22 protein-coding genes and 1 pseudogene are annotated in these 20,445 nt (G+C 68.6%); 11 read left to right on the top strand and 12 right to left on the bottom strand.

From position 1 onward, the window contains the following. Nucleotides 1-20: 20 nt before the first annotated feature. Genes GO592_RS29370 through GO592_RS29380 form a run of 3 tightly spaced genes read right to left on the bottom strand, consistent with a single transcriptional unit; the run spans nucleotide 21 to nucleotide 2,383 of the window. On the bottom strand, nucleotides 21-842 hold the full coding sequence (locus GO592_RS29370) for a Cof-type HAD-IIB family hydrolase (protein WP_007298316.1): 822 nt from the start codon (nucleotides 840-842) through the stop codon (nucleotides 21-23). 44 nt (nucleotides 843-886) lie between these two features. Beyond that, nucleotides 887-1,618 (bottom strand): lysophospholipid acyltransferase family protein, encoded by a 732-nt coding sequence (locus tag GO592_RS29375; RefSeq protein WP_007298315.1) that lies wholly within the window; start codon nucleotides 1,616-1,618, stop codon nucleotides 887-889. Nucleotides 1,619-1,627: 9 nt separating this feature from the next. Continuing rightward, nucleotides 1,628-2,383: a lysophospholipid acyltransferase family protein gene (locus GO592_RS29380; RefSeq protein WP_007298314.1), complete on the bottom strand. Its 756-nt coding sequence runs from the start codon at nucleotides 2,381-2,383 to the stop codon at nucleotides 1,628-1,630. An 89-nt stretch (nucleotides 2,384-2,472) separates the two neighbouring features. On the opposite strand from GO592_RS29380, the gene GO592_RS29385 reads away from it, so the two are divergent. Then, complete coding sequence (locus tag GO592_RS29385; protein WP_007298313.1) at nucleotides 2,473-3,300, top strand: hypothetical protein; 828 nt, start codon at nucleotides 2,473-2,475, stop codon at nucleotides 3,298-3,300. 99 nt (nucleotides 3,301-3,399) lie between these two features. Continuing rightward, nucleotides 3,400-4,947 carry a Rieske 2Fe-2S domain-containing protein gene (locus GO592_RS29390; protein WP_007298312.1) on the top strand — a complete coding sequence of 516 codons (1,548 nt, stop codon included), beginning with the start codon at nucleotides 3,400-3,402 and terminating at the stop codon, nucleotides 4,945-4,947. 52 nt (nucleotides 4,948-4,999) lie between these two features. Here GO592_RS29390 and GO592_RS29395 read toward each other — a convergent pair. From GO592_RS29395 to GO592_RS29415, 5 genes and pseudogenes are all read right to left on the bottom strand, one after another. Then, nucleotides 5,000-6,188, bottom strand: a pseudogene (locus GO592_RS29395) (MFS transporter). Between the two features lie 103 nt (nucleotides 6,189-6,291). Beyond that, entirely contained in the window at nucleotides 6,292-6,777 is a 486-nt protein-coding gene (gene bfr, locus GO592_RS29400; protein ID WP_005260453.1) for a bacterioferritin, read from the bottom strand. A gap of 92 nt (nucleotides 6,778-6,869) precedes the next feature. Then, on the bottom strand, nucleotides 6,870-7,049 hold the full coding sequence (locus GO592_RS29405) for a (2Fe-2S)-binding protein (protein ID WP_005248857.1): 180 nt from the start codon (nucleotides 7,047-7,049) through the stop codon (nucleotides 6,870-6,872). A gap of 90 nt (nucleotides 7,050-7,139) precedes the next feature. Beyond that, nucleotides 7,140-8,396 (bottom strand): serine--tRNA ligase, encoded by a 1,257-nt coding sequence (gene serS, locus GO592_RS29410; protein WP_005260454.1) that lies wholly within the window; start codon nucleotides 8,394-8,396, stop codon nucleotides 7,140-7,142. A 33-nt stretch (nucleotides 8,397-8,429) separates the two neighbouring features. Further along, the gene (locus tag GO592_RS29415; protein ID WP_007298310.1) at nucleotides 8,430-8,849 is read right to left on the bottom strand and encodes an ankyrin repeat domain-containing protein; all 420 of its coding nucleotides are present in this window, start codon (nucleotides 8,847-8,849) and stop codon (nucleotides 8,430-8,432) included. Nucleotides 8,850-8,930: 81 nt separating this feature from the next. Here GO592_RS29415 and GO592_RS29420 point away from each other — a divergent pair, with 81 nt between their 5' ends. The 5 genes from GO592_RS29420 (at nucleotide 8,931) to GO592_RS29440 (ending at nucleotide 12,872) form a co-directional block, all read left to right on the top strand. After that, nucleotides 8,931-10,037, top strand: coding sequence for a septum formation family protein (locus GO592_RS29420; protein WP_007298309.1), 1,107 nt, complete (start codon nucleotides 8,931-8,933; stop codon nucleotides 10,035-10,037). Between the two features lies 1 nt (nucleotide 10,038). Beyond that, on the top strand, nucleotides 10,039-10,389 hold the full coding sequence (locus GO592_RS29425; protein ID WP_007298308.1) for a metallopeptidase family protein: 351 nt from the start codon (nucleotides 10,039-10,041) through the stop codon (nucleotides 10,387-10,389). Nucleotides 10,390-10,538: 149 nt separating this feature from the next. Continuing rightward, nucleotides 10,539-10,844: a PE family protein gene (locus GO592_RS29430; RefSeq protein WP_007298307.1), complete on the top strand. Its 306-nt coding sequence runs from the start codon at nucleotides 10,539-10,541 to the stop codon at nucleotides 10,842-10,844. 34 nt (nucleotides 10,845-10,878) lie between these two features. After that, entirely contained in the window at nucleotides 10,879-12,081 is a 1,203-nt protein-coding gene (locus GO592_RS29435) for a PPE family protein (RefSeq protein ID WP_007298306.1), read from the top strand. Then, nucleotides 12,078-12,872, top strand: a complete 795-nt coding sequence (locus GO592_RS29440) for an ESX secretion-associated protein EspG (protein ID WP_007298305.1) — start codon at nucleotides 12,078-12,080, stop codon at nucleotides 12,870-12,872. The genes GO592_RS29435 and GO592_RS29440 overlap by 4 nt, the downstream gene beginning before the upstream one ends. Nucleotide 12,873: 1 nt before the next feature. On the opposite strand, the gene GO592_RS29445 is transcribed toward GO592_RS29440, so the two are convergent. From GO592_RS29445 to GO592_RS29460, 4 genes are all read right to left on the bottom strand, one after another. Beyond that, complete coding sequence (locus tag GO592_RS29445) at nucleotides 12,874-14,268, bottom strand: lipase maturation factor family protein (RefSeq protein ID WP_373418907.1); 1,395 nt, start codon at nucleotides 14,266-14,268, stop codon at nucleotides 12,874-12,876. A gap of 64 nt (nucleotides 14,269-14,332) precedes the next feature. After that, nucleotides 14,333-15,001, bottom strand: coding sequence for a histidine phosphatase family protein (locus GO592_RS29450; protein WP_007298303.1), 669 nt, complete (start codon nucleotides 14,999-15,001; stop codon nucleotides 14,333-14,335). Beyond that, nucleotides 14,998-15,915, bottom strand: coding sequence for a prephenate dehydratase (pheA, locus tag GO592_RS29455; protein ID WP_005573465.1), 918 nt, complete (start codon nucleotides 15,913-15,915; stop codon nucleotides 14,998-15,000). The genes GO592_RS29450 and pheA overlap by 4 nt, the downstream gene beginning before the upstream one ends. A gap of 54 nt (nucleotides 15,916-15,969) precedes the next feature. Beyond that, nucleotides 15,970-16,662, bottom strand: a complete 693-nt coding sequence (locus GO592_RS29460; protein WP_007298302.1) for a hypothetical protein — start codon at nucleotides 16,660-16,662, stop codon at nucleotides 15,970-15,972. Between the two features lie 115 nt (nucleotides 16,663-16,777). Here GO592_RS29460 and GO592_RS29465 point away from each other — a divergent pair, with 115 nt between their 5' ends. From GO592_RS29465 to GO592_RS29480, 4 genes are all read left to right on the top strand, one after another. After that, on the top strand, nucleotides 16,778-17,542 hold the full coding sequence (locus GO592_RS29465) for a DUF2470 domain-containing protein (protein WP_007298301.1): 765 nt from the start codon (nucleotides 16,778-16,780) through the stop codon (nucleotides 17,540-17,542). Between the two features lie 37 nt (nucleotides 17,543-17,579). Then, nucleotides 17,580-18,398, top strand: a complete 819-nt coding sequence (locus GO592_RS29470) for a CPBP family intramembrane glutamic endopeptidase (RefSeq protein WP_007298300.1) — start codon at nucleotides 17,580-17,582, stop codon at nucleotides 18,396-18,398. A gap of 264 nt (nucleotides 18,399-18,662) precedes the next feature. After that, nucleotides 18,663-19,868 (top strand): LCP family protein, encoded by a 1,206-nt coding sequence (locus GO592_RS29475; RefSeq protein WP_237720469.1) that lies wholly within the window; start codon nucleotides 18,663-18,665, stop codon nucleotides 19,866-19,868. 23 nt (nucleotides 19,869-19,891) lie between these two features. Continuing rightward, entirely contained in the window at nucleotides 19,892-20,443 is a 552-nt protein-coding gene (locus GO592_RS29480) for a ferritin (RefSeq protein WP_037204959.1), read from the top strand. Nucleotides 20,444-20,445 lie beyond the last annotated feature (2 nt).

Raw genomic sequence — 20,445 nt, forward strand, 5'->3', positions numbered from 1 at the left:
CCTCCCGGGCGCTGGTGGTCTCAGGACCACCAGCGCTCGAGTACTTTCGCGACCCCGTCGTCCCAGTTGGTGGCCGTCACCTCGTCGGCGGCGGCCTTGGCGTCGGGGTGCGCGTTCTCGACGGCGATACCCCGGCCCGCGAGGTTCAACATCGGAATGTCGTTGGGCATGTCACCGAAGGCCACGATGTGCGACGCCGTCACGCCGAGTCGTTCCGCCACCAGCGCGAGACCCGACGCCTTCGTGATTCCCGACGCCGACAGTTCGATCAGCCCGTTGTCGGTGGAGAACGTGACGTCCGCGCGGCGACCGATGTGCGGCGCCAGCGCGTCGACCATCGCCTGACTGGACATTTCCGGCACCCGGATCAGCAGCTTCACCGCGGGGGCCGCGACGACCTCGTTCTCGGACATCTCGGTGTTGTCGGGGTTGAGCCAGGCGTGCTGGTAGCCGGGGGAACTCACGAACTGCGGTGTCGCGGCGTCGTGGGCGCTCACCCCGACACGCTCCGCCGCGAGCCCGGCGCCGGGCAGCACGCGGAGCGCGATCTCCGACAGCCACGTGAGGGTGTCGACGTCGAGGGTCGCGGCGCTGAGCACGCGGTCGCTGTCGCTGTCGTAGATGACGGCGCCGTTCGCGCAGACGGCGAGCGGCGCGTAGCCGAGGCCCTCGACCACGGGATGGATCCAGCGCGGGGGCCGGCCGGTGGCCAGCACGAATGGGGTTCCCGACGCGACCACCGACGCGACGGCGTCGCGGGTGCGGGCACTGATGCGCTCGTCCTCCCCAATCAGGGTGCCGTCGACATCGGACGCTACAAGGCTGGGTCGGTCTGGGCTCACCCAGCTATTCTGCCTGCCGAGTCCGCGGCGCCGCCGGGCGGCCGTTACCGGGCCCGCCGTTCCTCGGCTTCGCGGCGGTCCATCTCGGTGGCCTCCTCGATGGTCGGCGCGCTGCCGCCGAGTCGCCGGGGCACCCAGTACGCTCCCGCCGGATGGTCGAATCCGTCCTGCACCCGGCGCAGGATGGCGTCCATCTCCGTGTGCAGGGTCTCGGTGAGGGCCTCCGCCGGTTCCCGCGGCTCGATCGGCCTGCCGACCTCGACGGTCACCGGGAACCGATGCCGCCCAAGTTGTCTCGGCTGCCCCTTGGTGGCGATCCGCTGAGCGCCCCACACGATGACGGGCACGAGCGGCACCCGGGCGTCGATCGCCATGCGCGCCGCACCCGACTTCAGTTCCTTGATCTCGAAGCTCCGGCTGATGGTCGCCTCCGGGTACACACCCACCAGTTCGCCCTCGCGCAGCCGCTCCACCGCAGCGAGGTAGGCGCCCGCGCCGGCGGTCCGGTCGACCGGGATGACCCCGCACCCCCGCATCAGGAACGCCATCACCTTGTTGTGCGCGAGTTCGGCCTTGGCCATGAGCCGCAGTTTGCGGTCCACCGCACCGACCGCGAGTGCCAGCTGGACGAAGTCCAGGTAGCCGGTGTGATTGACGGCGAGAACCGCCCCACCCTCGGTGGGGATGTTGTCCAGGCCGACTCGCGTCATCCTCAACCCCTGGAAAAGGGACAACGCCTTGGCCGTCGACTCGACAGCCGTGTAGACAGGCTCCACCGCCACCTTCTAGCTACCGGTCTCCCGGGCCCGACGGGACTGTGCCTTCGCCTCGGCGTCGGCGGCGTCCATCTTGTTCGCTTCGTCGAGTGTCGGCGCGCTGCCACCGAGGCGCGCGGGCACCCAGTACTCGCCCGCCGGGTGGTCGTAGCCCTGCTGGAGGTCGGCGAGCATCGTCGTCATCGTGGCATGCAGCTTCGCGGTCAGCTCGGCCGCGGGTTCGAACGGCTGGATCGGCTCACCGACGGCGATCGAGATGGGAGTGTTCGTGCGGCCCAGCCGCTTCGGGAACCCCTTGGTCCACACCCGCTGCGCCCCCCAGATGACCACCGGGATGATCGGCACATTCGCCTCGATCGCCATGCGCGCGGCACCCGACTTGAATTCCTTGATCTCGAAGCTCCGGCTGATGGTGGCCTCCGGGTACACACCCACCAATTCGCCGCGGCGCAGGAAGTCGACGGCCGCCTTGTACGAATCCGCGCCGGCGGCCCGGTCGACCGGAATGTGCTTGAGCGCGCGCATGATCGGGCCCGAGATCTTGTTGTCGAACACTTCCTTCTTCGCCATGAAGCGGACGTACCGCTTCACCCGGCGGGCCGGAAGTCCGGCGTAGGTGAAGTCCATGTAGCCGGTGTGATTGATCGCGATCACCGCCCCACCCGTCGACGGAATGTGCTGATCGCCCTCGACCGTGAACTTCAGGCCCTCGAGGGCGAATACGGTGCGGGCGATGCCGATGACGGTTCGGTAGACGGGTTCCACAATCGGCTAGCGTAGCCGGGTATCCGCGATCTGGCCCGCCGTCGGGGACGGACTTTCGGTGGGGAGTCGAGAGAAAGGGCGCGCTGGAGATGGCTGACAGGGGCAGGAGGGCGCTCATCGCGCCGGTCGTCGCGGTGATCCTCGGCGCGGGGGTGGCGTGCGATTCGCAGTCCGGCATCCCGACGGAGGAACCTCCGGCCGATACCGTTTCCGCGCCCACATCCGCCGCCGGGCCCACGACCACCACGCCGCCTGCCCCGGTGCCGCAGGTGATCGTCGGCGACGTGCCCGGCAACCCCGCAGCGGTCGACGCCGTCCGCGCCTGGGCCACCGACCTGGTCACCCGACCCGACACCGTCCCCGCGAAATGCTGGACGCTGCCGCCCGCCCAGGCCGCCGACCAGTACGCCGACACGTCCGCGATCCTCGGGGCCCTCGCGCAACCCGGCGTCGACGGACAGTTCGCGGTGTCGTGGACCGGCGGCGGCACCACGGTGTCCGTCAAACGCAGCGAGATCGCGTCCGGCTACGCCTGCCCGCACGTCCACCCCGCCGGGACCGTCGACTTCTACACCCCCGCCGACGCCGAGTACGCCGTCACCCGATTCCTGTCTCGGGAGTCGGGCGCGCCGGTGAACAGGGCCGACACCGAGACCGCCTACCCGCTGATCTGCCCCGGCTTCAGCCCCTGGGACCCGTCCGGCACGGGCACCGGCGGCAGGCCACCGCTCCAACTCGACCCCGACGTCCTCGCCGGGACGACGGCGTTCGCCGCCGACGCGATGACAGCCACGCCGGTCCGCGGCGACTACCTGGAAGTGTCCGTACCCGTCACCGACGTGTCCGGTGTGACGAACACCAGGCAGCTCACGCTGTCCATCGGCCCCGACGGCTACTGCCTGGGCGAAGTGACCTGACCGCACGTGAGTGGCATGGTGTGCTGGAGCGCGCATTGCCACTCACCTGGGGGGAACGCCTACTCTGGAACAGTCGCTCAGCTCCCAGGAGGCATACCAGTGCAGGTCACCAGCGTCGGACACGCCGGATTCCACATCCAGACCGAGGCAGGCTCGATCCTGTGCGACCCCTGGGTGAACCCCGCGTACTTCGGGTCCTGGTTCCCGTTCCCGGACAACACCCAGCTCGACTGGGACGCCCTGGGCAACTGCGACTACTTGTACGTGTCGCACCTGCACAAGGATCATTTCGACCCGGAGAACCTGAGCAAGCACGTCAACAAGGACGCGACGGTGCTGCTCCCCGACTACCCGGTGCCGGACCTCAAGCGTGAACTCGAGGCGCTGGGCTTCCACAAGTTCTTCGAGACCGAGGATTCGGTCAAGCACAAGGTCACCGGCCCCAAGGGTGGCCTCGACGTCATGATCATCGCGCTGCGCGCCCCTGCGGACGGTCCGATCGGCGACTCGGGTCTCGTGGTGTCCGACGGCGAGACCACGTGTTTCAACATGAACGACGCACGACCCGTCGACATGGACGTCCTGCACGACGAGTTCGGCAAGATCGACATCCATCTGCTGCAGTACTCGGGCGCCATCTGGTACCCGATGGTCTACGACATCCCCACCAAGACGAAGGCCAACTTCGGCAAGCAGAAGCGTCAGCGCGGCATGGACCGCTGCCGCAGCTACATCGAGCAGGTCGCGGCCACATGGGTGGTGCCGTCCGCCGGACCGCCGGTGTTCCTCGACGACGCCCTGCGCTACCTGAACGACGACCGGGGTGACGAGGGCAACATCTTCCCCGACCAGATCACGTTCCTCGAGCAGATGCGGATCCACGGCAACGACGGCGGCATCCTGATGATCCCGGGGTCCACCGCGGATCTGAAGGGCGGCGAGCTGACGCTCACGCACCCGATCCCGGACGCCGAGGTCGACAAGATCTTCTCCGACAAGGCCGCCTACATCGAGGACATGGCGAAGCGCATGGCGCCGGTCCTCGCCGCCGAGAAGGCCACGTGGGCCCCCGCCGAGGGCGAGCCGCTGCTGGAGGCGCTCAAGGCGAAGTTCGAGCCGATCATGAAGCAGTCCGACCTGATCTGCGACGGCATCGGCTACCCCGTCGGCCTGGTGATGGGCGACGAGACCGTCGTCCTCGACTTCCCTCAGCGCACCGTCCGTCCGCGCGGCGAGAAGGACGGCAAATACCGCTACGGCTTCCGCATCGCCCCCGAACTGGTGCGCACGGTGCTGCGCGACGACGAGCCCGACTGGGTGAACACCATCTTCCTGTCCACCCGCTTCGAGGCGTGGCGCGTCGGCGGATACAACGAATTCCTTTACACGTTCTTCAAGTGCCTCACCGACGAGCGCATCGCGTACGCCGACGGCTGGTTCGCCGAGGCCCACGACGACTCGGCGTCGATCGAACTCGGCGGGTACGAGATCCAGCGTCGCTGCCCGCACCTGAAGGCCGACCTGTCGAAGTTCGGCGTCGTCGACGGCACCAACCTCACCTGCAACCTGCACGGCTGGCAGTGGGACCTCGAGTCGGGCCGCTGCAAGACGTCCAAGGGTCACGAATTGCGGTCCACGAAGCTCTGATCCCGGCGGGCGAATGTACCCTTCGGCGCATCTGAGGCGTCGAAGGGTACGTTCACCCGGCAGTGGGGGCGTCGGCGCGGACCGGCGGCAGCCACCGACGCACCAGGACCGCCGACAGCAGCACGGGAACGGCCAGCGCCGCGACGAGCGTCGTGACCGACAGCAACAGGGACCCGACGGCGACGCCCGCGTAGATCAGCACCGCGGCCACCTCACCGAACAGTCCCGCCACCGACGTGACCGTGGCGCGCGCGGGACCGGTGATCGCATCCTGCACCCGCGCTTCCGACACGATCATCGCGTTGCCGAGGATGCCGTAGCCGACGCCGAGTGCGAGGAATCCGGGGACACCGCCGAGCAGCGCTCCCCCGCCGAGCAGGATCGCGGCAACGGCGACGGCCCGCCCCAACGTGACGGCACGCATCGACGCCGTGCGTCCGGCGAGGGCTGTGCCGACCACCTGACCGCTCACCGTGATCGCGACGAGCAGCGGTACGGACGCCGTCGCTGTGCCACCGTCGCGGGCGAGGAGCCCGAAGTACTCGTCGAAAGCCCGGAACGCGATCAGCACCGCCGAGAGCAGCACTCCGCGCCGGACCACCGCCTCCCGCGTCACCTCGCCGAGGCCGGCCCGCAGCATCGCGGCGTACCGGGCCGCGAGTCCCCGGCGTTCGTCCGCGACGTCGAGGGTCTCGTCGGCCTCCTCGACCTTGGGTGCCGCGGGCAGCAGCAGGGCGAAGCCCCCCGTGGACCACGGTCGCACCGACGCTGACCCATCCGACCAGCGGATATCCGCCGAGGACGTAGAGCGGCGCCGCCGTCAGGGTCGCGAGAAGGTTGCACACCATGGCGCCGGAGTTGGCGTAGCCGAGCAACCTCGCGAAGTCACCGGCGGCGCCTCGCGCCACGAGTTCGTCGTACAGCAACGCCTCGAACGTGCCCGACTGGATGGCGCCGCTGATGCCCCACAACACGAATCCGGCCGCGAATCCCGCGTACGACGGCACGAGGATCCACACGCTGAATCCGGCCGTGTACAGCACGGACGCGAACACCAGGAGGCCACGTCGAGACACGGTGTCGGCCCATGCGCCGGACGGCACCTCGGCGACGAAGGACACGACCGACCAGATGACGAACAGGGACGAGATCTGACCGACGCTCAGTCCGTGGTCGGCGAACAGCAGGTCGTACAGACCGTAGAGCGGGATGAGGTCGCGCGTGGACACGTAGCCGACCACGCGGACGGCGAGAGAACGCTGCGAACTGGGTCAAGGCTGGGCGGCGGGATATCTCACGCGCCCAGTTTCGCACTCCGCGCCGGGGGTGTCACCCCGTTTTCGACTATCCGACGGTCGGCGGCTGATCGACGAGCTGGGCCATGTAGAGCTGGTCGCCCATCTTGTCCATCAGTTCGATCTGCGTCTCCAGATAGTCGATGTGATCCTCTTCTTCCTTGAGGATCGTCTCGAGCAGTTTCGCCGACGTGGCATCGCCCTTGTCGCGACACATCTGGATTCCCGGACGCAGGCGCTCGACGACCTCGACTTCGATGGAGAGGTCGGAATGGAACTGCTCGCGCAGGTCCTGCCCGATGCGCAGCGGCAGCAGCTTCTGATAGTTCGGAAGCGCCTCGAGGAACAGGATCCGGTCGGTGAGGATCTCGGCGTGATTCATCTCCTCGATGGACTCCGCCCGAGTCTTGTCCGCCAGTTTGGTGAAGCCCCAATTGGCTTGCATCTTGGAGTGCAGAAAGTACTGGTTGATCGCAGTCAGCTCACTGGTCAACTGTTCGTTGAGAAGAGCAATTACTTCGTCGTCGCCGCGCATGACTTCTCCGTTCGCCCCGATTGAGGCGAACGTACCACCGGCAATATCCCGCGATGTAGAGAATCGCGGGATTCAGTTGTGCTGCGGTTTCGTCACGCGGCCACGCTGTCGGCGGCCGACCGCTCCAGAATCTCCTTCAACCGATCGACGCAGGTTCCGCATCCCCATCCGGCGCCGCAACGCTCACCGATGGCATCCGCACTGTCAGCTCCGGCAGCACAGTGCTCATGCACTTCGTCTTCCGTCACTGCCTTGCAGATGCACACGAACATGTGGAGCTCCTTACCAACTCGATTAGGTAAGGGTTACATCATTTCGGCGTTCGCGCAAGGGTAGCCTTCCCAAAAGCCCTGCGCCTGCGTTCATGGCTTCAGGACATCCGTCCCGACGAACGGCACGAGCGCCTCGGGCACCCGCACCGTGCCGTCGGACTGCTGGTGGTTCTCCAGGATGGCGACGATCCACCGGGTGGTGGCGAGGGTGCCGTTGAGGGTCGCGGCCGTCTGCGGCTTCCCGTTCTCGTCGCGGTACCGGACACCGAGACGACGCGCCTGGAACGTCGTGCAGTTGGACGTCGAGGTGAGCTCGCGATATGCCTGCTGCGTGGGCACCCAGGCCTCGCAGTCGAACTTGCGGGCGGCCGACGACCCCAGGTCGCCGCCGGCCACGTCGATCACGCGGTAGGGCACGTCGATGGCGGCGAGCATGTCGCGCTCCCACCCGAGCAGGCGCTGGTGCTCCGCGTCGGCGTCCTCGGGCTTGCAGTAGGTGAACATCTCCACCTTGTCGAACTGGTGGACCCGGATGATGCCGCGGGTGTCCTTGCCGTAGCTGCCGGCCTCGCGGCGGAAGCACGTCGACCAGCCGGCGTACCGCTTGGGGCCGTCGGCGAGGTCGAGGATCTCGCCCGAGTGGTACCCGGCCAACGGGACCTCGGACGTGCCGACGAGGTACAGGTCGTCGTCGGCGAGGTGGTAGATCTCGTCCGCGTGGGCGCCGAGGAACCCGGTTCCCGCCATGATCTCCGGTCGCACCAGCACCGGCGGGATCATCATCTGGAAGCCGTTGGCCATCGCCTTCTGCGCGGCCAGCTGCAGCATTCCCAGCTGCAGCATCGCGCCGAAGCCGGTGAGGAAGTAGAAGCGGGCACCGGAGACCTTCGCGCCGCGCTCCATGTCGATCAGCCCCAGCGACTCACCCAGCTCGAGGTGGTCCTTGGGTTCGAAGTCGAACGTGGGAATCTCGCCGACCGTCTCGAGGGTGACGAAGTCGTCCTCGCCGCCCGCGGGGGCGCCTTCCTGGACGACGTTGGAGATCGCCCGGTGCGCGGCGTCGAGCGCGGCCTGCGCCTCGTGCTGCTCGGCCTCGGCCTGCTTGACCTTGGCCGCGAGTTCCTTGGAGCCCTCGAGCAACGCCGGACGCTCCTCCGGGGACGCCTGCCCGACCTTCTTGCCGAACGCTTTCTGCTCGGCACGCAGATTGTCGCCGGCGAGAACGGCGGCGCGCCGGGACGCGTCGGCCTCGAGCAATGCGTCGACCAGGGCGGGATCTTCGCCACGGGTGCGCTGCGACTCGCGGACGGCGTCGGGGTTCTCGCGGAGGAACTTCAGGTCAATCACGGCTTCAAACCCTACCGGGCGCCGCGGAGCGGCTCACTCCGGTTTCGGTTCCAGCAGGCTCAGAAGGTCCTTGCGGCCGAACATGCGGGCGGCGTCGACGGCGGTCGGGTGGCCGGCCGTGGCGTCGGCACCACCGGCGACGAGGGTCCGAACCACGGCGTCCTCACCCTTGAACAGCGCCCCTGCCAGCGGGGACTGTCCCTTGTCATTGAGCCGGTCGACGTCGGCGCCGCGGTCGATCAGGACCTGAACGGCCACGGCGTGACCGTGGTAGGCGGCCAGCATCACCAGAGTGTCGCCGTTCTGATTGGCCAGGTTCACCGGGACGCCCGCATCGAGGTACGTGGCCAAGGACACGGCGTCGCCGGATCGTGCCGTGTCGAACACACGCCCGGCGAGCTCTTGCAGTTCAGGATCCACCGGCTCGGCGGAGTGCTGAGGATCGTCACTCATGGTCGTCGAAGTTACGCCAGGTTCCAGCCGATTGCGGGAGTTGTTCTGCTTCCACGAGCGGAACAGGCATTATGGAAATCGATGTCCTCAGATCAGTCGAACGGCGCCGACCCCCAGCCGAAGAATGCCGGGCAACCGGAGAAGGCTCCCCGCAGCATGTCCGCGACCACGACGCGTCGCGCGCTCGCGGCCGTCGCGGCAGGTGCCGTGGTGGCGGCGATCGCCACGTTCGCGATCGCCGGCGGTTTCAACCGCAGCGAGAACCTCCCCGCGCACTCCGCCGGCTCCGGACCGCAGGCGACGAGTTCGGTGGACGGCGACGCGTTCGCTTCGGCGGTGGCAGGCGACTGCCTCGACTGGACGCCGTCGAACGATCCGCAGGAAGACCGGAAGGACGTCGCGAAGGTCGACTGCTCGGAGGAACACCGGTTCGAGGTGGCGGCGCCGCTGGACCTCAGCGTGTATCCGGGTGCCGAGTTCGGTCCGGGTTCGCGTTACCCGGGTGCGCTGCGGTTCGCCGCGCTGCGCGACGAACACTGTGTGCCCGCCGTCGACTCCTACCTCGGCGCGAAGTTCGATCCGTACGGCAAGTTCAGCGTGGGTCTCATGTTCCCCAGCGATTCCGGTTGGGCGGCGGGCGAGCGCACTCTGCGGTGCGGCCTTCAATTCTCCAGCACCGCAGGGACGTTGCTGCCGTTCACCGGCAAGGTGGCCGAGCAGGACCAATCCAACATCTGGGATCCGGGCACCTGCATCGGCATCAACCAGAACGTGCCCACCGATCCCGTCGACTGCGCGCAACCCCACGCCTTCGAAGTGATCTCCGTCGTCGACCTGGCCACCCAGTTCCCTTCCTCGATGCCGGCCGTCGAAGACCAGGACAAGTATCTCGAAGGCGTGTGCACGCAGGCCGCCAACGAGTACCTCGGTTCCGCCGACGCGCTGCGCAACAAGACGCTCACGCTGTTCTGGGACAACCTGGAACTCGACAGTTGGCTCGCGGGCAGCAGGCGGGTGAACTGCTCGGTGGGCAAGGAGACCGACGCCGGCGGCTTCTCGACCATCACCGGTTCGGCGAAGGGCGAGATCCTCATCAACGGCGCGGCGCCCGTGCCGCCGCCGCCGGTTCCGGAGGGTAGGTCGATTCCGACACCGCTTCCCGGCGCAGCGCCGGTCCCCGGGAACTGATGTGGCGGTGAGCATGACGCCCGACCGATTCGAGGAATTGGTGGGTGACGCACTCGATCTGATCCCACCCCAGCTCGCGTCCGCGATCGACAACGTCGTCGTCCTCGTCGACGACCGCAACGACGAGGACCCGCATCTTCTGGGCCTCTACCACGGGATCGCGCTGACGGAACGGGACAGCCATTACGGCGGATCGCTGCCCGATACGATTACCGTCTACCGCGACGCCCTCCTCGAAATTTGCAGTTCGGAGGAGGAAGTCGTCCACGAGGTGGCCGTCACCGTGATACACGAGGTTGCGCACTACTTCGGGATAGAAGAAGATCGCTTGCACGAGCTCGGCTGGGGATGAACGGTTTTCCCGAGAAGAAATTTCTCGGGTCGGGGGGAACCGAAGAGCGCGTTGCAGCGTCCAAGTGTGTAGGGACAGCTGCACATGCAGTTCGTTTGCCGGGGGGCAACTGCCTTCCGCCTGCCTAGGTCAAGAAGGAGTTCGACGCCATGCCAGCTCTGCACGTCGCACCTGAAGCTCTTGTCGCCGCCGCCGTGGAACTCGACGCGCTCGCCGCGCGTCTCGAGACCGCGGTCGCTCTCAACTCCGGGGCCATCCGCGTGCTTCCCTCCGGGAGCGAAGAGGTCTCGCTGCACGCGGCTGGTTACTTCAATACCGTCGCCAACACGTTCACTCCCGCTGTCGCCCAGGGCATTCTCGAGATGCGCGAGACCGCGAACACACTCCGCACCCAGGCCGCGCTGTATGTCGCCGAGGACCTCGCGCTCGGCGCGTCGCTCGCTGCGGGCATGTGACGGCCGGCGCCTCGAGACCACCAGGAGATCAGATATGACCATGGGACTGACAGGTGTCATCTGGTTGCCCCGAGGGGCAACCGTCAACTCGACCACCCTCGCCGCCGGCGCGGGTCCGGTGCCGCTCAGCGTGGCGAGCGCGGCGTGGACGGCGCTGTCCACGAGCTTCGTCGACGCCAACCTCACACTCGTCCGCGTGATGGCCGAACTCGCGGCCGGCTGGCAGGGAGTGTCCGCGGTCGCGGCGCTCGCCAAGATCACGCCGTTCACGGTGTGGACCGCCGAATGTGCCGAACTCGCCGCGGACACCGCAGCGAAGGCCGGGCTCGAAGCGGGCGCCTACACCACCGCCGCACTCATCATGCCCAGCATCCCCGAGATCGTCGCAGTGAAAACCGCGAAGGCCACCGCGTACACGACGGGTGGGGCGCTCAACGGCACCGCCGCGGCCGCCGAAGCCGCGGACCGCGCGATGGACATTCGCGCCGGGCTCGTGATGGAGGGATACGAGGCCGCGTCGAACATCCTGGCACTCAAACGCACGTACAGGCGGCCCCCTCGTATCGTCACGAAGGCCGATTCGAAGGAGGTCGGGACCTTCGACGAAATCCCGTCCGACGGTGAATTCGATCCGACGCGTGCCGCCGCTGCCGCACTGATGGCCGCCGGCCAGAACCCGGCCGTCACCACGGCCGCGTCGCAGGTCGGGAGCATCGCGGGCACCACCGTCTCGACCGCCACGTCGGCGGCGAGCAACATCGGTGGCGCGGCATTGTCCGCGGTCACCGGTGGCAGCGTCACCCCGATGGTGGGCGGTGCGCCGATGATGTCCGGCGGCGCGTACGGCGGCGGCTCTGCCTCGACCAGCGCGGCGGCAGCCCGCACCTCGGTCGGTGCGATCGGTGCGGGCACCGCAGGCGGGGCGACCCTGCCCGAGGGCTGGGGCAAGACGGACGGCGGCCAGGGCGCACGGCCCGGCGCACCGGCAACCGCACCCGGCGGGGTGATCGGAGACATTCGCGCCGACGTGAACCCGGCTGCGGCGGCGCGCGGCGCCACCGGCAGCGGACCGATGACGGTCGGACGTGGAGCGGGCGCAGCCGGGGTGGGTTCGCAGGACGAGGACGAACGGGAGACCCCCGACTACCTGAAGAACTTCGAGCACTTCTCCGACGGACGCACCGTCATTCCGTCGGTGATCGGCGCGAACCCCGACCACCGGGAGTCCGGACGGTGATCGACCTGGGCACCCAGCCGGGCGTACCGACCCTCCCGGCGGTGACCCTGAGCCTCGACGAAATGGATTATCTCGTCGACACGCTCGCACTCGACGTGCTGCCGGTGGTGCTCGACGCCACCCCGCGGTACGACACATACGACGCCAGGGACGCAGCGTTCCGCGGCGCCGTCGACACCCTCGCCGCCCGGGACCTGCTCCCGGGCGGTGGGGTTCACCCCGAACTCGCCGACCGCCTACGGGTTCTCGCCCGGCCTCTGTGGGAGATCGCCCTTCGCTGGTACGTCGACGGCAGCATCTCGAGACTGTGCATCTCCCAGGGCGATGCCCTCTCGGTGCTGGCCCTGCGCGCCGACGACACGTACGTCGTCCAGGATGCGGGCGCCGACATCTTCGCCCCCGTGATCGGAGCGCTGGGGGCCGCAGAGCCGATGAACGTCGGCGTCGTCAACGCACCCACGGTCCAGCTCGGCGAAGCCTTCGATCAGGGCGGGGACGGCAAGACGTTCGCCGCCGCCCTCACCGCACTCGGGGTGAGCGCGGTCGACGCGACCGTCCTCGGCAACGCGATGGCCGGTTGCACCACCTACGCCGAGATCGTCGGAATCGTCTACGGCGACGGACGATACGACCCCGTGGGCGGGCCTGTCACAGTCTTCGACACGTCGGCGGGACGCATCGTCGGCACGTCCAGTGTCTCCGCGCACGGGGTGGGGTGGTCGTCGCTCAGTCCCGGCACCCCGCAGCGCCTGCGGCAGGCGCTGGAGTCGCTGGCCGACCGGCTCCGCTGACCTACACCGGTTGCCGCTTCCACCAGGCGCCGGTCTCGCGGCGCTCCTTCCAGGTTGTGAATTCGTACCGGTACATCCGCGCACGCACGTGTTTCGGCGGCTCCTCCGGGAACGGGTTGTACTGCAACAACTTCAGCGTGTCCCGATCGTTGCGCAGCAGCCTCTCGACGAAACCCCGGAACCACGGTTCGGCGTAGCCGGGCGAGATCGCCGTGAACCAGAACAACCAATCGAGCCGCAGGTGATACGGCGCGAACTGGCGCGGTCGCCGGTTGACGTCACCCGGCTTTCCCTTGAAGCCGTACTCCTTCCACACGGAGTGCACACTGGCATGCGCGTCCGACGTGCCCTCCACGATCACCTCGTAACGCACCCGGGTGATGCTGCCGAACGCGCCGTACGTGTTGACGAAGTGCCACTTGTTGAACGACGCATTCATGCGCTGGCCGTGGGAGATCATGTTGCGAATCGGCCAGTAGCTCAACACGACGACGAGTGCCGTCACCGCGATCACCAGCACGACGAAGGGCATCGGCGCCGAGTCGCCGGCGGCCGGGACGTCGAACGGCAGCACCTTCTCGTACACGTCGTCCGGGATGACGGACAGTCCCAGCACGATGGTCGTCCAGTTCAGCCACGAGAAGTTACCGCTCGCCACCAGCCACAGTTGGGTGACGATCATGATCGTCGCGGCGACGGCGGCGACCGGTTGCGGCGCGAACAGCCCGAACGGCACCACCAGCTGAGCGAAGTGGTTGCCGAGCACCTCCACCTTGTGCAGCGGCTTCGGCAGCCGGTGGAAGTACCAGCTGAACGGTCCGGGCATCGGCTGGGTTTCGTGGTGGTAGTACAGGCAGGTGAGGTCCTTCCAGCATCGGTCGCCGCGCATCTTGATCAACCCGGCCCCGAATTCGAGGCGGAACAGCAACCACCTCAGCACGAGCAGCACGAGTATCGGCGGACCGACCGAGGCGTTGCCCAGGAAGATCGCGAGGAAACCGGCCTCGAGCAGCAACGACTCCCAGCCGAAGCTGTACCAGATCTGGGAGACGTTGACGATCGAGAGGTACAGCACCCACAGGGCGAACCACACGAGCATGCACGCTGCGAGCGGGACGACCTGCGTCAGACCGAGCAGCGCGGCGAGAGATAGTGCGGCGCCGGTCCAGCAGACCGCCTCGAAGAATCGGTCCGAGTAGTGGAAATGGAAGATGCTCGGTGAACGTCCGAACGTGACGGCGCGGAGAAAGTTCGGGACGGGCAGCATACCGTTGCTGCCGACGAGCGGCCTGAACTGGTTTCTCGCGGCCACGAACGCGACGAGATAGATCGCGGCGAGCCCCTCGGTGACGAGCAGCCGACCGAGCGAATAGTCATCACCAACGAACCAATCCACCGCCGTCACTCCTCGAGGACGGTTTCCTCCATCGTCGCGCAACCCCACAGTGCGCGCAACGACGTCACCCCATCGGGTCGTCCGCGCCGGGGATCACCCGGTGCTCGAACGGTGGCTCGACGGTTCCCCAGCGCACGCACTCCCAGCCGCCGCCCGCGAGCGGTGTCAGCTCCACCGACTGGGTGTTGGCCAGATGATTGTTGGCGGCGAACAGCCCGGGCACCCCGGCGAGTTGCGCCGCCACGAGCCGGATGGCGGCGCCGTGGCTGACCAGCACGACGTCACCCGATTCCGCCGGGTCGTCGAGGTATTGCTCACGCAGGGCGTCCACGGCCGGCACATACCGTTCGAGGATGTCGTGGGCGGATTCCCCGCCGGGAACCCGGGCGTCCAACTCGCCGGTGTGCCACAGGTGGAACGTCTTCATGAACAGCTTGTGCGACTCCTCGTCGCTGCGGTCCTCGAGTTCACCGGCCTGGGCCTCGTGCAGGCCTTCCCTCACCTGGACGGCGATGCCCGACGCGAGTTCGACGAAGCGCGCCGTCTGCCGGGCGCGCAGTGCCTGCGAGGACACGAGGGCGGCCGTCGCCTTGGCGGCGAGGTCGGTGCCCAGTCGTTCGGCCTGGGAGAGCCCTTCGGGTGTCAGCCGGGCACCGGGCAGCCGGGTGTCGAGCCTGCGCTCGACGTTAGCCTCGGTCTGCCCGTGCCGGACCAGGATCAGCTTGCCGCTCACGATTCCCTCTCTCCCTGACGGATTCGTTCGATCCAGTCCGCTGCGTCTCCGTCGGACGGCGGCGGCGGGCCGCTGGGGTTCGCCGCGGGCCAGGACCCGAGGAACCGCACGTGCGACTTGCGGTGCAGCGCACGGAACGCCTCGGCGACGAGCGGGTCGTCGATGTGCCCGATGCAGTCGACGAAGAAGCGGTACAAGCCGGGGGTGGTGCGGACCGGGCGCGATTCGATCCGGATGAGATCGATTCCGCGGGTCGCGAACTCGGAGAGCACATCGACGAGGGAGCCGGGGGTGTTGTGGGGTTCGAGCACGGCCGAGGTGCGGTCACCGCCGGTGCGGGCGGGCACCCGGGTCGGGGCGGTGACGAGAACGAACCTGGTGCGGGCGCTCTTCTCGTCCGCCACCCCGTCGGCCAGGCTGCGCAGCCCGAGCCGTTCGCCCGCGAGCGCGGTGGACACGGCGGCGTCGGCGAGGCCGTTCGCCACGTCCTCGGCGGCGCCTGCGTTGGAGGACGCCGTCTGGAGTTCGGCGCCTGGGCAGTTCTCCTCCAGCCAGATTCGCACCTGACCGGCCGCCACCGGGTACGCCCGCACGGTGCGCACCTGATCGAGCCGCTCGATGCCTGCCCCGCCGAGGATCGTGAACGCCACGTCGAGCTCGGTCTCGGCCACGATCTGCAAGCGGTCGCCCAGCGCGAGCGAGTCGAGGGTGGGCACCACGGCCCCCTCGACCGAGCTCTCGATGGGAACGACAGCACCGTCGACGACGCCGTCGCGCACCTTGGCCAGGCTGGCGGGCGGACTCGTCGCAGCTACCCGCTCGACCGGGCCGTCGAAGGCACCCGCGGCCTCGAGCTGGGCGAGCGCCATCTCCGTGAAGGTTCCCGAGGGTCCGAAATACGCGATCTTTGGCACGCCTACGAGATTACGCACCGAGCCTTGACGGACCGGCGCATTGACGGTGAATGTTTACCGCAGACCCGCGTCCGCCAGCTCACGGGCCACGAGTGCCGGGTCGTGCACCTCGACCCCCAGCAGGACCTCGCGGACGGCCTCCGCGGCCTCGGGGATCAGCGAGGTGAGTCTCGTCGGATCCGGTGCCGCGAGCGCCGCCCGCACGTCGTCGCCGCGAAGGGACGCGACCGTCCCGGACAGCAGCGCGAGCACCTCCGCCGTGTCCCGGGCCCTCGCCACGTACCCGACGTCCGCGTGCGCGAGGACGGCCAGGAAGTCGGCGACCTCGCCGATGGCGTGCCCGTTCGCGAGGCCCGGGATGCGGCCGGCGTCCGCGAGTTGCTGCGCCGACTCGGCCAGACCGAGGTCGTCGCTGCCGTCGACCGTGACGAACACCGCGAGCGGAGACGGCAGCCGGAGCGCGACCGCGTCGCCGAGCTGGTCCGCGGGGCAGTCGAGGTGGAAGCGGACCGCCTCGTAGGAGGCCTGCTCGCTGGTGCGGAGAACGGCGGGATCGACGTCGAGACCCACGATGACGCGGCCGGCGTCGGTCCCGACGGCGTCGAGCAGTGCGGACGCCGGGACCACCCGCGGTCCGAGTGCGCCGCCGACGGCCGGGCCCGTGTCCCGGGATCCGCTGAGAAGTTCCGCGAGCAACGACTGCGGTCCGCGGGATCGCGGGACACCGAGGGTGAGAGGTATTGCCACCTCCCCACCGTAATGCCCACCTCGTGGACCGGAATCGTCTCGGGGTCTTGCCATCGCCGACTCGGCCACATTAGGTTAGGGTTACCTCAGTATCGCGGAACCTGAAGGAGGCTCCATGCCCGTCACGACCACCGGTCCGTCCACCGCCGAGCGTGTGCGTAGCTCGTGCGCACGGACCCAGGACGCGGTACTCGCCGTCGAAGGCAGCGCACCGACCGTCACGTCGGTACACCACCTGCGGTCCAGCGGCGACGTCGTCGTCGCGGTACCCACCGAATCGGCGGCCGCCACGTTGTCCTGGCTCGCCGGTGGCGGCGGAATCCCCGCCGTGCTGGAGCTGACCGACAACTCACCGCTCGCGCTGCGTGAGCCCGTGCGGTCGCTCGTCTGGCTGCGCGGCAACCTCCACGCCCTCTGCGAGGCACACACCCGGACGCTGGCCGACGAGGTGGCGTCCGAATATCCGCACCCCGGACTTCTCGACGTCGGGCACGATGCGACGCTGCTGCAGCTCCGCCTCGAATCGGCGGTGGTCGCCGATTCCAGTGGCGCCGAACCCGTCGCCCTCGACGACCTGCTCGCCGCCCGGCCCGACCCGTTCTGGGAAATGGAGACCGCCTGGCTCCAGCATCTCGACGAGGACCACCGCGACCTCATCGACATGCTGTCCCGCAAACTGCCGCCCCACATGCGACGCGGACGTGTCCGCCCCCTGGGCATCGACCGGTACGGGCTGCGACTGCGCGTCGAGAACGACCACGGCGATCGCGACATCTGGATGCCGTTCTCGGCGCCGGTCGACGACGCCGTCGCGCTGAGCAGGGCGATCCGGCTGCTGGTCGGATGCCCGTTCGTGAACGGACTCCGCGCGCGCGGCTGATCGGCATTCCGGTTCGGCGCACGCTAGCGTGTGCCGCGTGATCTCGCGTGCAACGCTCGCCTCCTGGATACGGCCTGCCCCACCCGAACCGGCGGCTCCGCCGGCCACCGGGAGCGAGCGGCGGGCCCTGTGGATCGAGATCACGATCGTCCTGCTCGTCACGTTCGGGACGAGCGGACTGTCGGGACTGCTGTCACTGTCCGAATCGCTCCTGACCCCCGGAAACCTCGCCGATCAGGCCGTCGCCCTCAATGTCTCCCGCGCGGAGAACCAGATCATCGACGTCGCCCGGCAATTGCTCGGCGTCGTGAAACTTCTCGCGTGGGCTGCGCTGGGTCTGTACCTCCTGTGGCGCAGCGGCCTCGGCCCGCGCGACGTCGGGCTCGGCCGATTCCGCTGGCGTCCCGACGCGACGCAGGGTGTCGGGCTCGCCGCGCTGATCGGTCTGCCCGGGCTCGGCTTCTACCTGCTGGCCCGCGCGGTCGGCGCCAACCTCACCGTCGTGCCCAGCACCATCGGGGATCACTGGTGGCGGCTGCCTGCTCTGATCCTGTGGGCGATCGCGAACTCCGGCGCGGAGGAAGTGCTCGTCGTCACATATCTGATCACCCGGCTGCGGCAACTCGGGTGGGGCGAGAATTCGTCGCTGCTCGCGTCGGCGGTGCTCCGCGGGACATACCACCTCTACCAGGGTTTCGGGGGCGGACTGGGCAACGTCGCCATGGGTCTGGTGTTCGGCCGGTACTGGCAGAAGACTGGACGGTTGTGGCCTCTCGTGATCGCCCACGCCACCATCGATTCGATCGCGTTCGTCGGCTACGCCGCCCTGCGCGGGCACGTCGGCTGGATTCCGTAATCCGGCCGGACCAGTAAAGTCGTGCGGGTGACCGGCGACGCCCCCTATCCTCCGCTGCCGCCCCGTCCGCCCCGGCGGACGCAGGGCGGGCAGCAGGTGCCGCCGCCCCCGAACCGCCGAATGCCACCACCTGACCAGCGAGTTCCTCCGCAGACGCGGCGGGTGCCACCGCAGGGTCCCCCGCAACAGGGACCTCCTGCGCCCCGCCCGCGACATCCTGCTCCCCGGCAGGGTCCCCCCGCGCCGCCGCCGGAGGGCACCCAGGTGATCCGCCGCGACGGACGCGGCGCCCCGCCGCCTCAGCAGGCGTGGTCGCAGGCCCCCGAACCGCAGTTGTCCCGGTCGGCGCCGCCGCAGGGACCGCGCGGCTACGCGCCCACCCAGACGCCGCAGCCCTACCGTGACGCGCCGCCACCGCCGCCTCGGGTGCCCGACCGGCGTCCCCCTCGCACGCCACCACCCCCGCCGCTCGCACCGCCGCGGACCCCGGAGCCCCCGGGGCAGCGACGCCCCAAGCGCAAGCGGAACTGGGGCCGGCGCATCGGCATCCTGTTCCTGGTGCTGGTCCTGGCGCTCGCGGGCATGACGTACTACCTCGACAGTTCGCTGAACCGGATCGACGCGCTGGCCGACTACCCCGGCCGGATCGACGACACCCCCGGCACGAACTGGCTGCTCGTCGGATCGGACAGCCGCACCGGGCTGACCCCCGAGCAGGAACAGCAGCTGTCGACCGGCGGCAACAGCGGCCCCGACCGCACCGACACCATCATCGTGGTGCACGTCCCCAGCGGCGGCGGCCCGGCGACGATGGTGAGCATTCCGCGCGACTCGTACGTGTCGATCCCCGGCTACGGCGAGGACAAGATCAACGCATCGTTCGCGTTCGGTGGTCCGCAACTGCTGACCCAGACGGTCGAGGAGGCCTCCGGTCTGCACATCGACCACTACGCCGAGATCGGGTTCGGTGGTTTCGCCGGCATCGTCGACGCGATCGGCGGCGTCGACATGTGCCTGGACACCGCCATCGACGATCCGCTCGCGGGGATCAACCTCGCGCCCGGCTGCCAAGAACTGACGGGGGCGCAGGCCCTCGGCTTCGTCCGCAGCCGTGCGACCGCGCTCGCCGACATCGACCGGATGAACCATCAGCGGATGTTCATGGCGGCGTTGATGTCGAAGGCCACCAGTCCCGCGACGTGGCTCAACCCGTTCCGCGTCTGGCCGCTCGTCACCGACACCGCCGCATCGCTGCGTGTCGACGAGAGCGACCACATCTGGCACCTCGCCGCACTCGCCTGGGCGGTGCGCGGCGACATGATCACCACCACCGTCCCCGTGGGCGGTTTCGAGGACGTCGACGGCGCCGGGAACGTGCTGCTCTGGGATCACGACCGGGCGTCGCAGTTCTTCGATGCGCTGGCGAACGACCGTCAGGTCCCGGCCGAACTGGTCACCACCGGACCGTGACCGACGCCCGTAAACTGACACCCATGTCTCAATCGGCGACGAAGACCCCCACCGAGTTCCACGCCCTCCTGCTGCAGCAGATCCGCAACGAGTTCACCGCATCCCAGCAGTACATCGCGGTAGCCGTCTATTTCGACTCGCACGATCTCCCGCAACTGGCTCGCCGGTTCTATTCGCAGGCCGCCGAGGAGCGTGGCCACGCGCTAATGATGATCCAGTACCTGATCGACAACAACCTCCACGTGACCGTCCCCGGCATCGACGACGTAGTCACCGATTTCGATTCGGTACGCGCCCCCGTCGCCTTGGCGGTGGAACGGGAACGCGTCGTCACGGAACAGATCACCAAGCTCGCCCGAACGGCCCGCGATACCGGCGACTACCTCGGCGAGCGGTTCATCCAGTGGTTCCTGGAGGAACAGGTCGAGGAGGTCGCGAGCATGCACACCCTGCTCACGATCGTCGAACGCGCCGGCGACAACCTGTTCGACATCGAGGATTTCATCGCCCGCGAGATGAGCGGGAACTCGCCGGTCCGGCCGGGTGCGCCGAAGAGGGCGGGCGGCGGGGTCTGACC

Source organism: Rhodococcus sp. 21391, assembly GCF_016772255.1.
In the GTDB taxonomy this organism is placed as follows: Bacteria; Actinomycetota; Actinomycetes; order Mycobacteriales; family Mycobacteriaceae; genus Rhodococcus_F; species Rhodococcus_F opacus.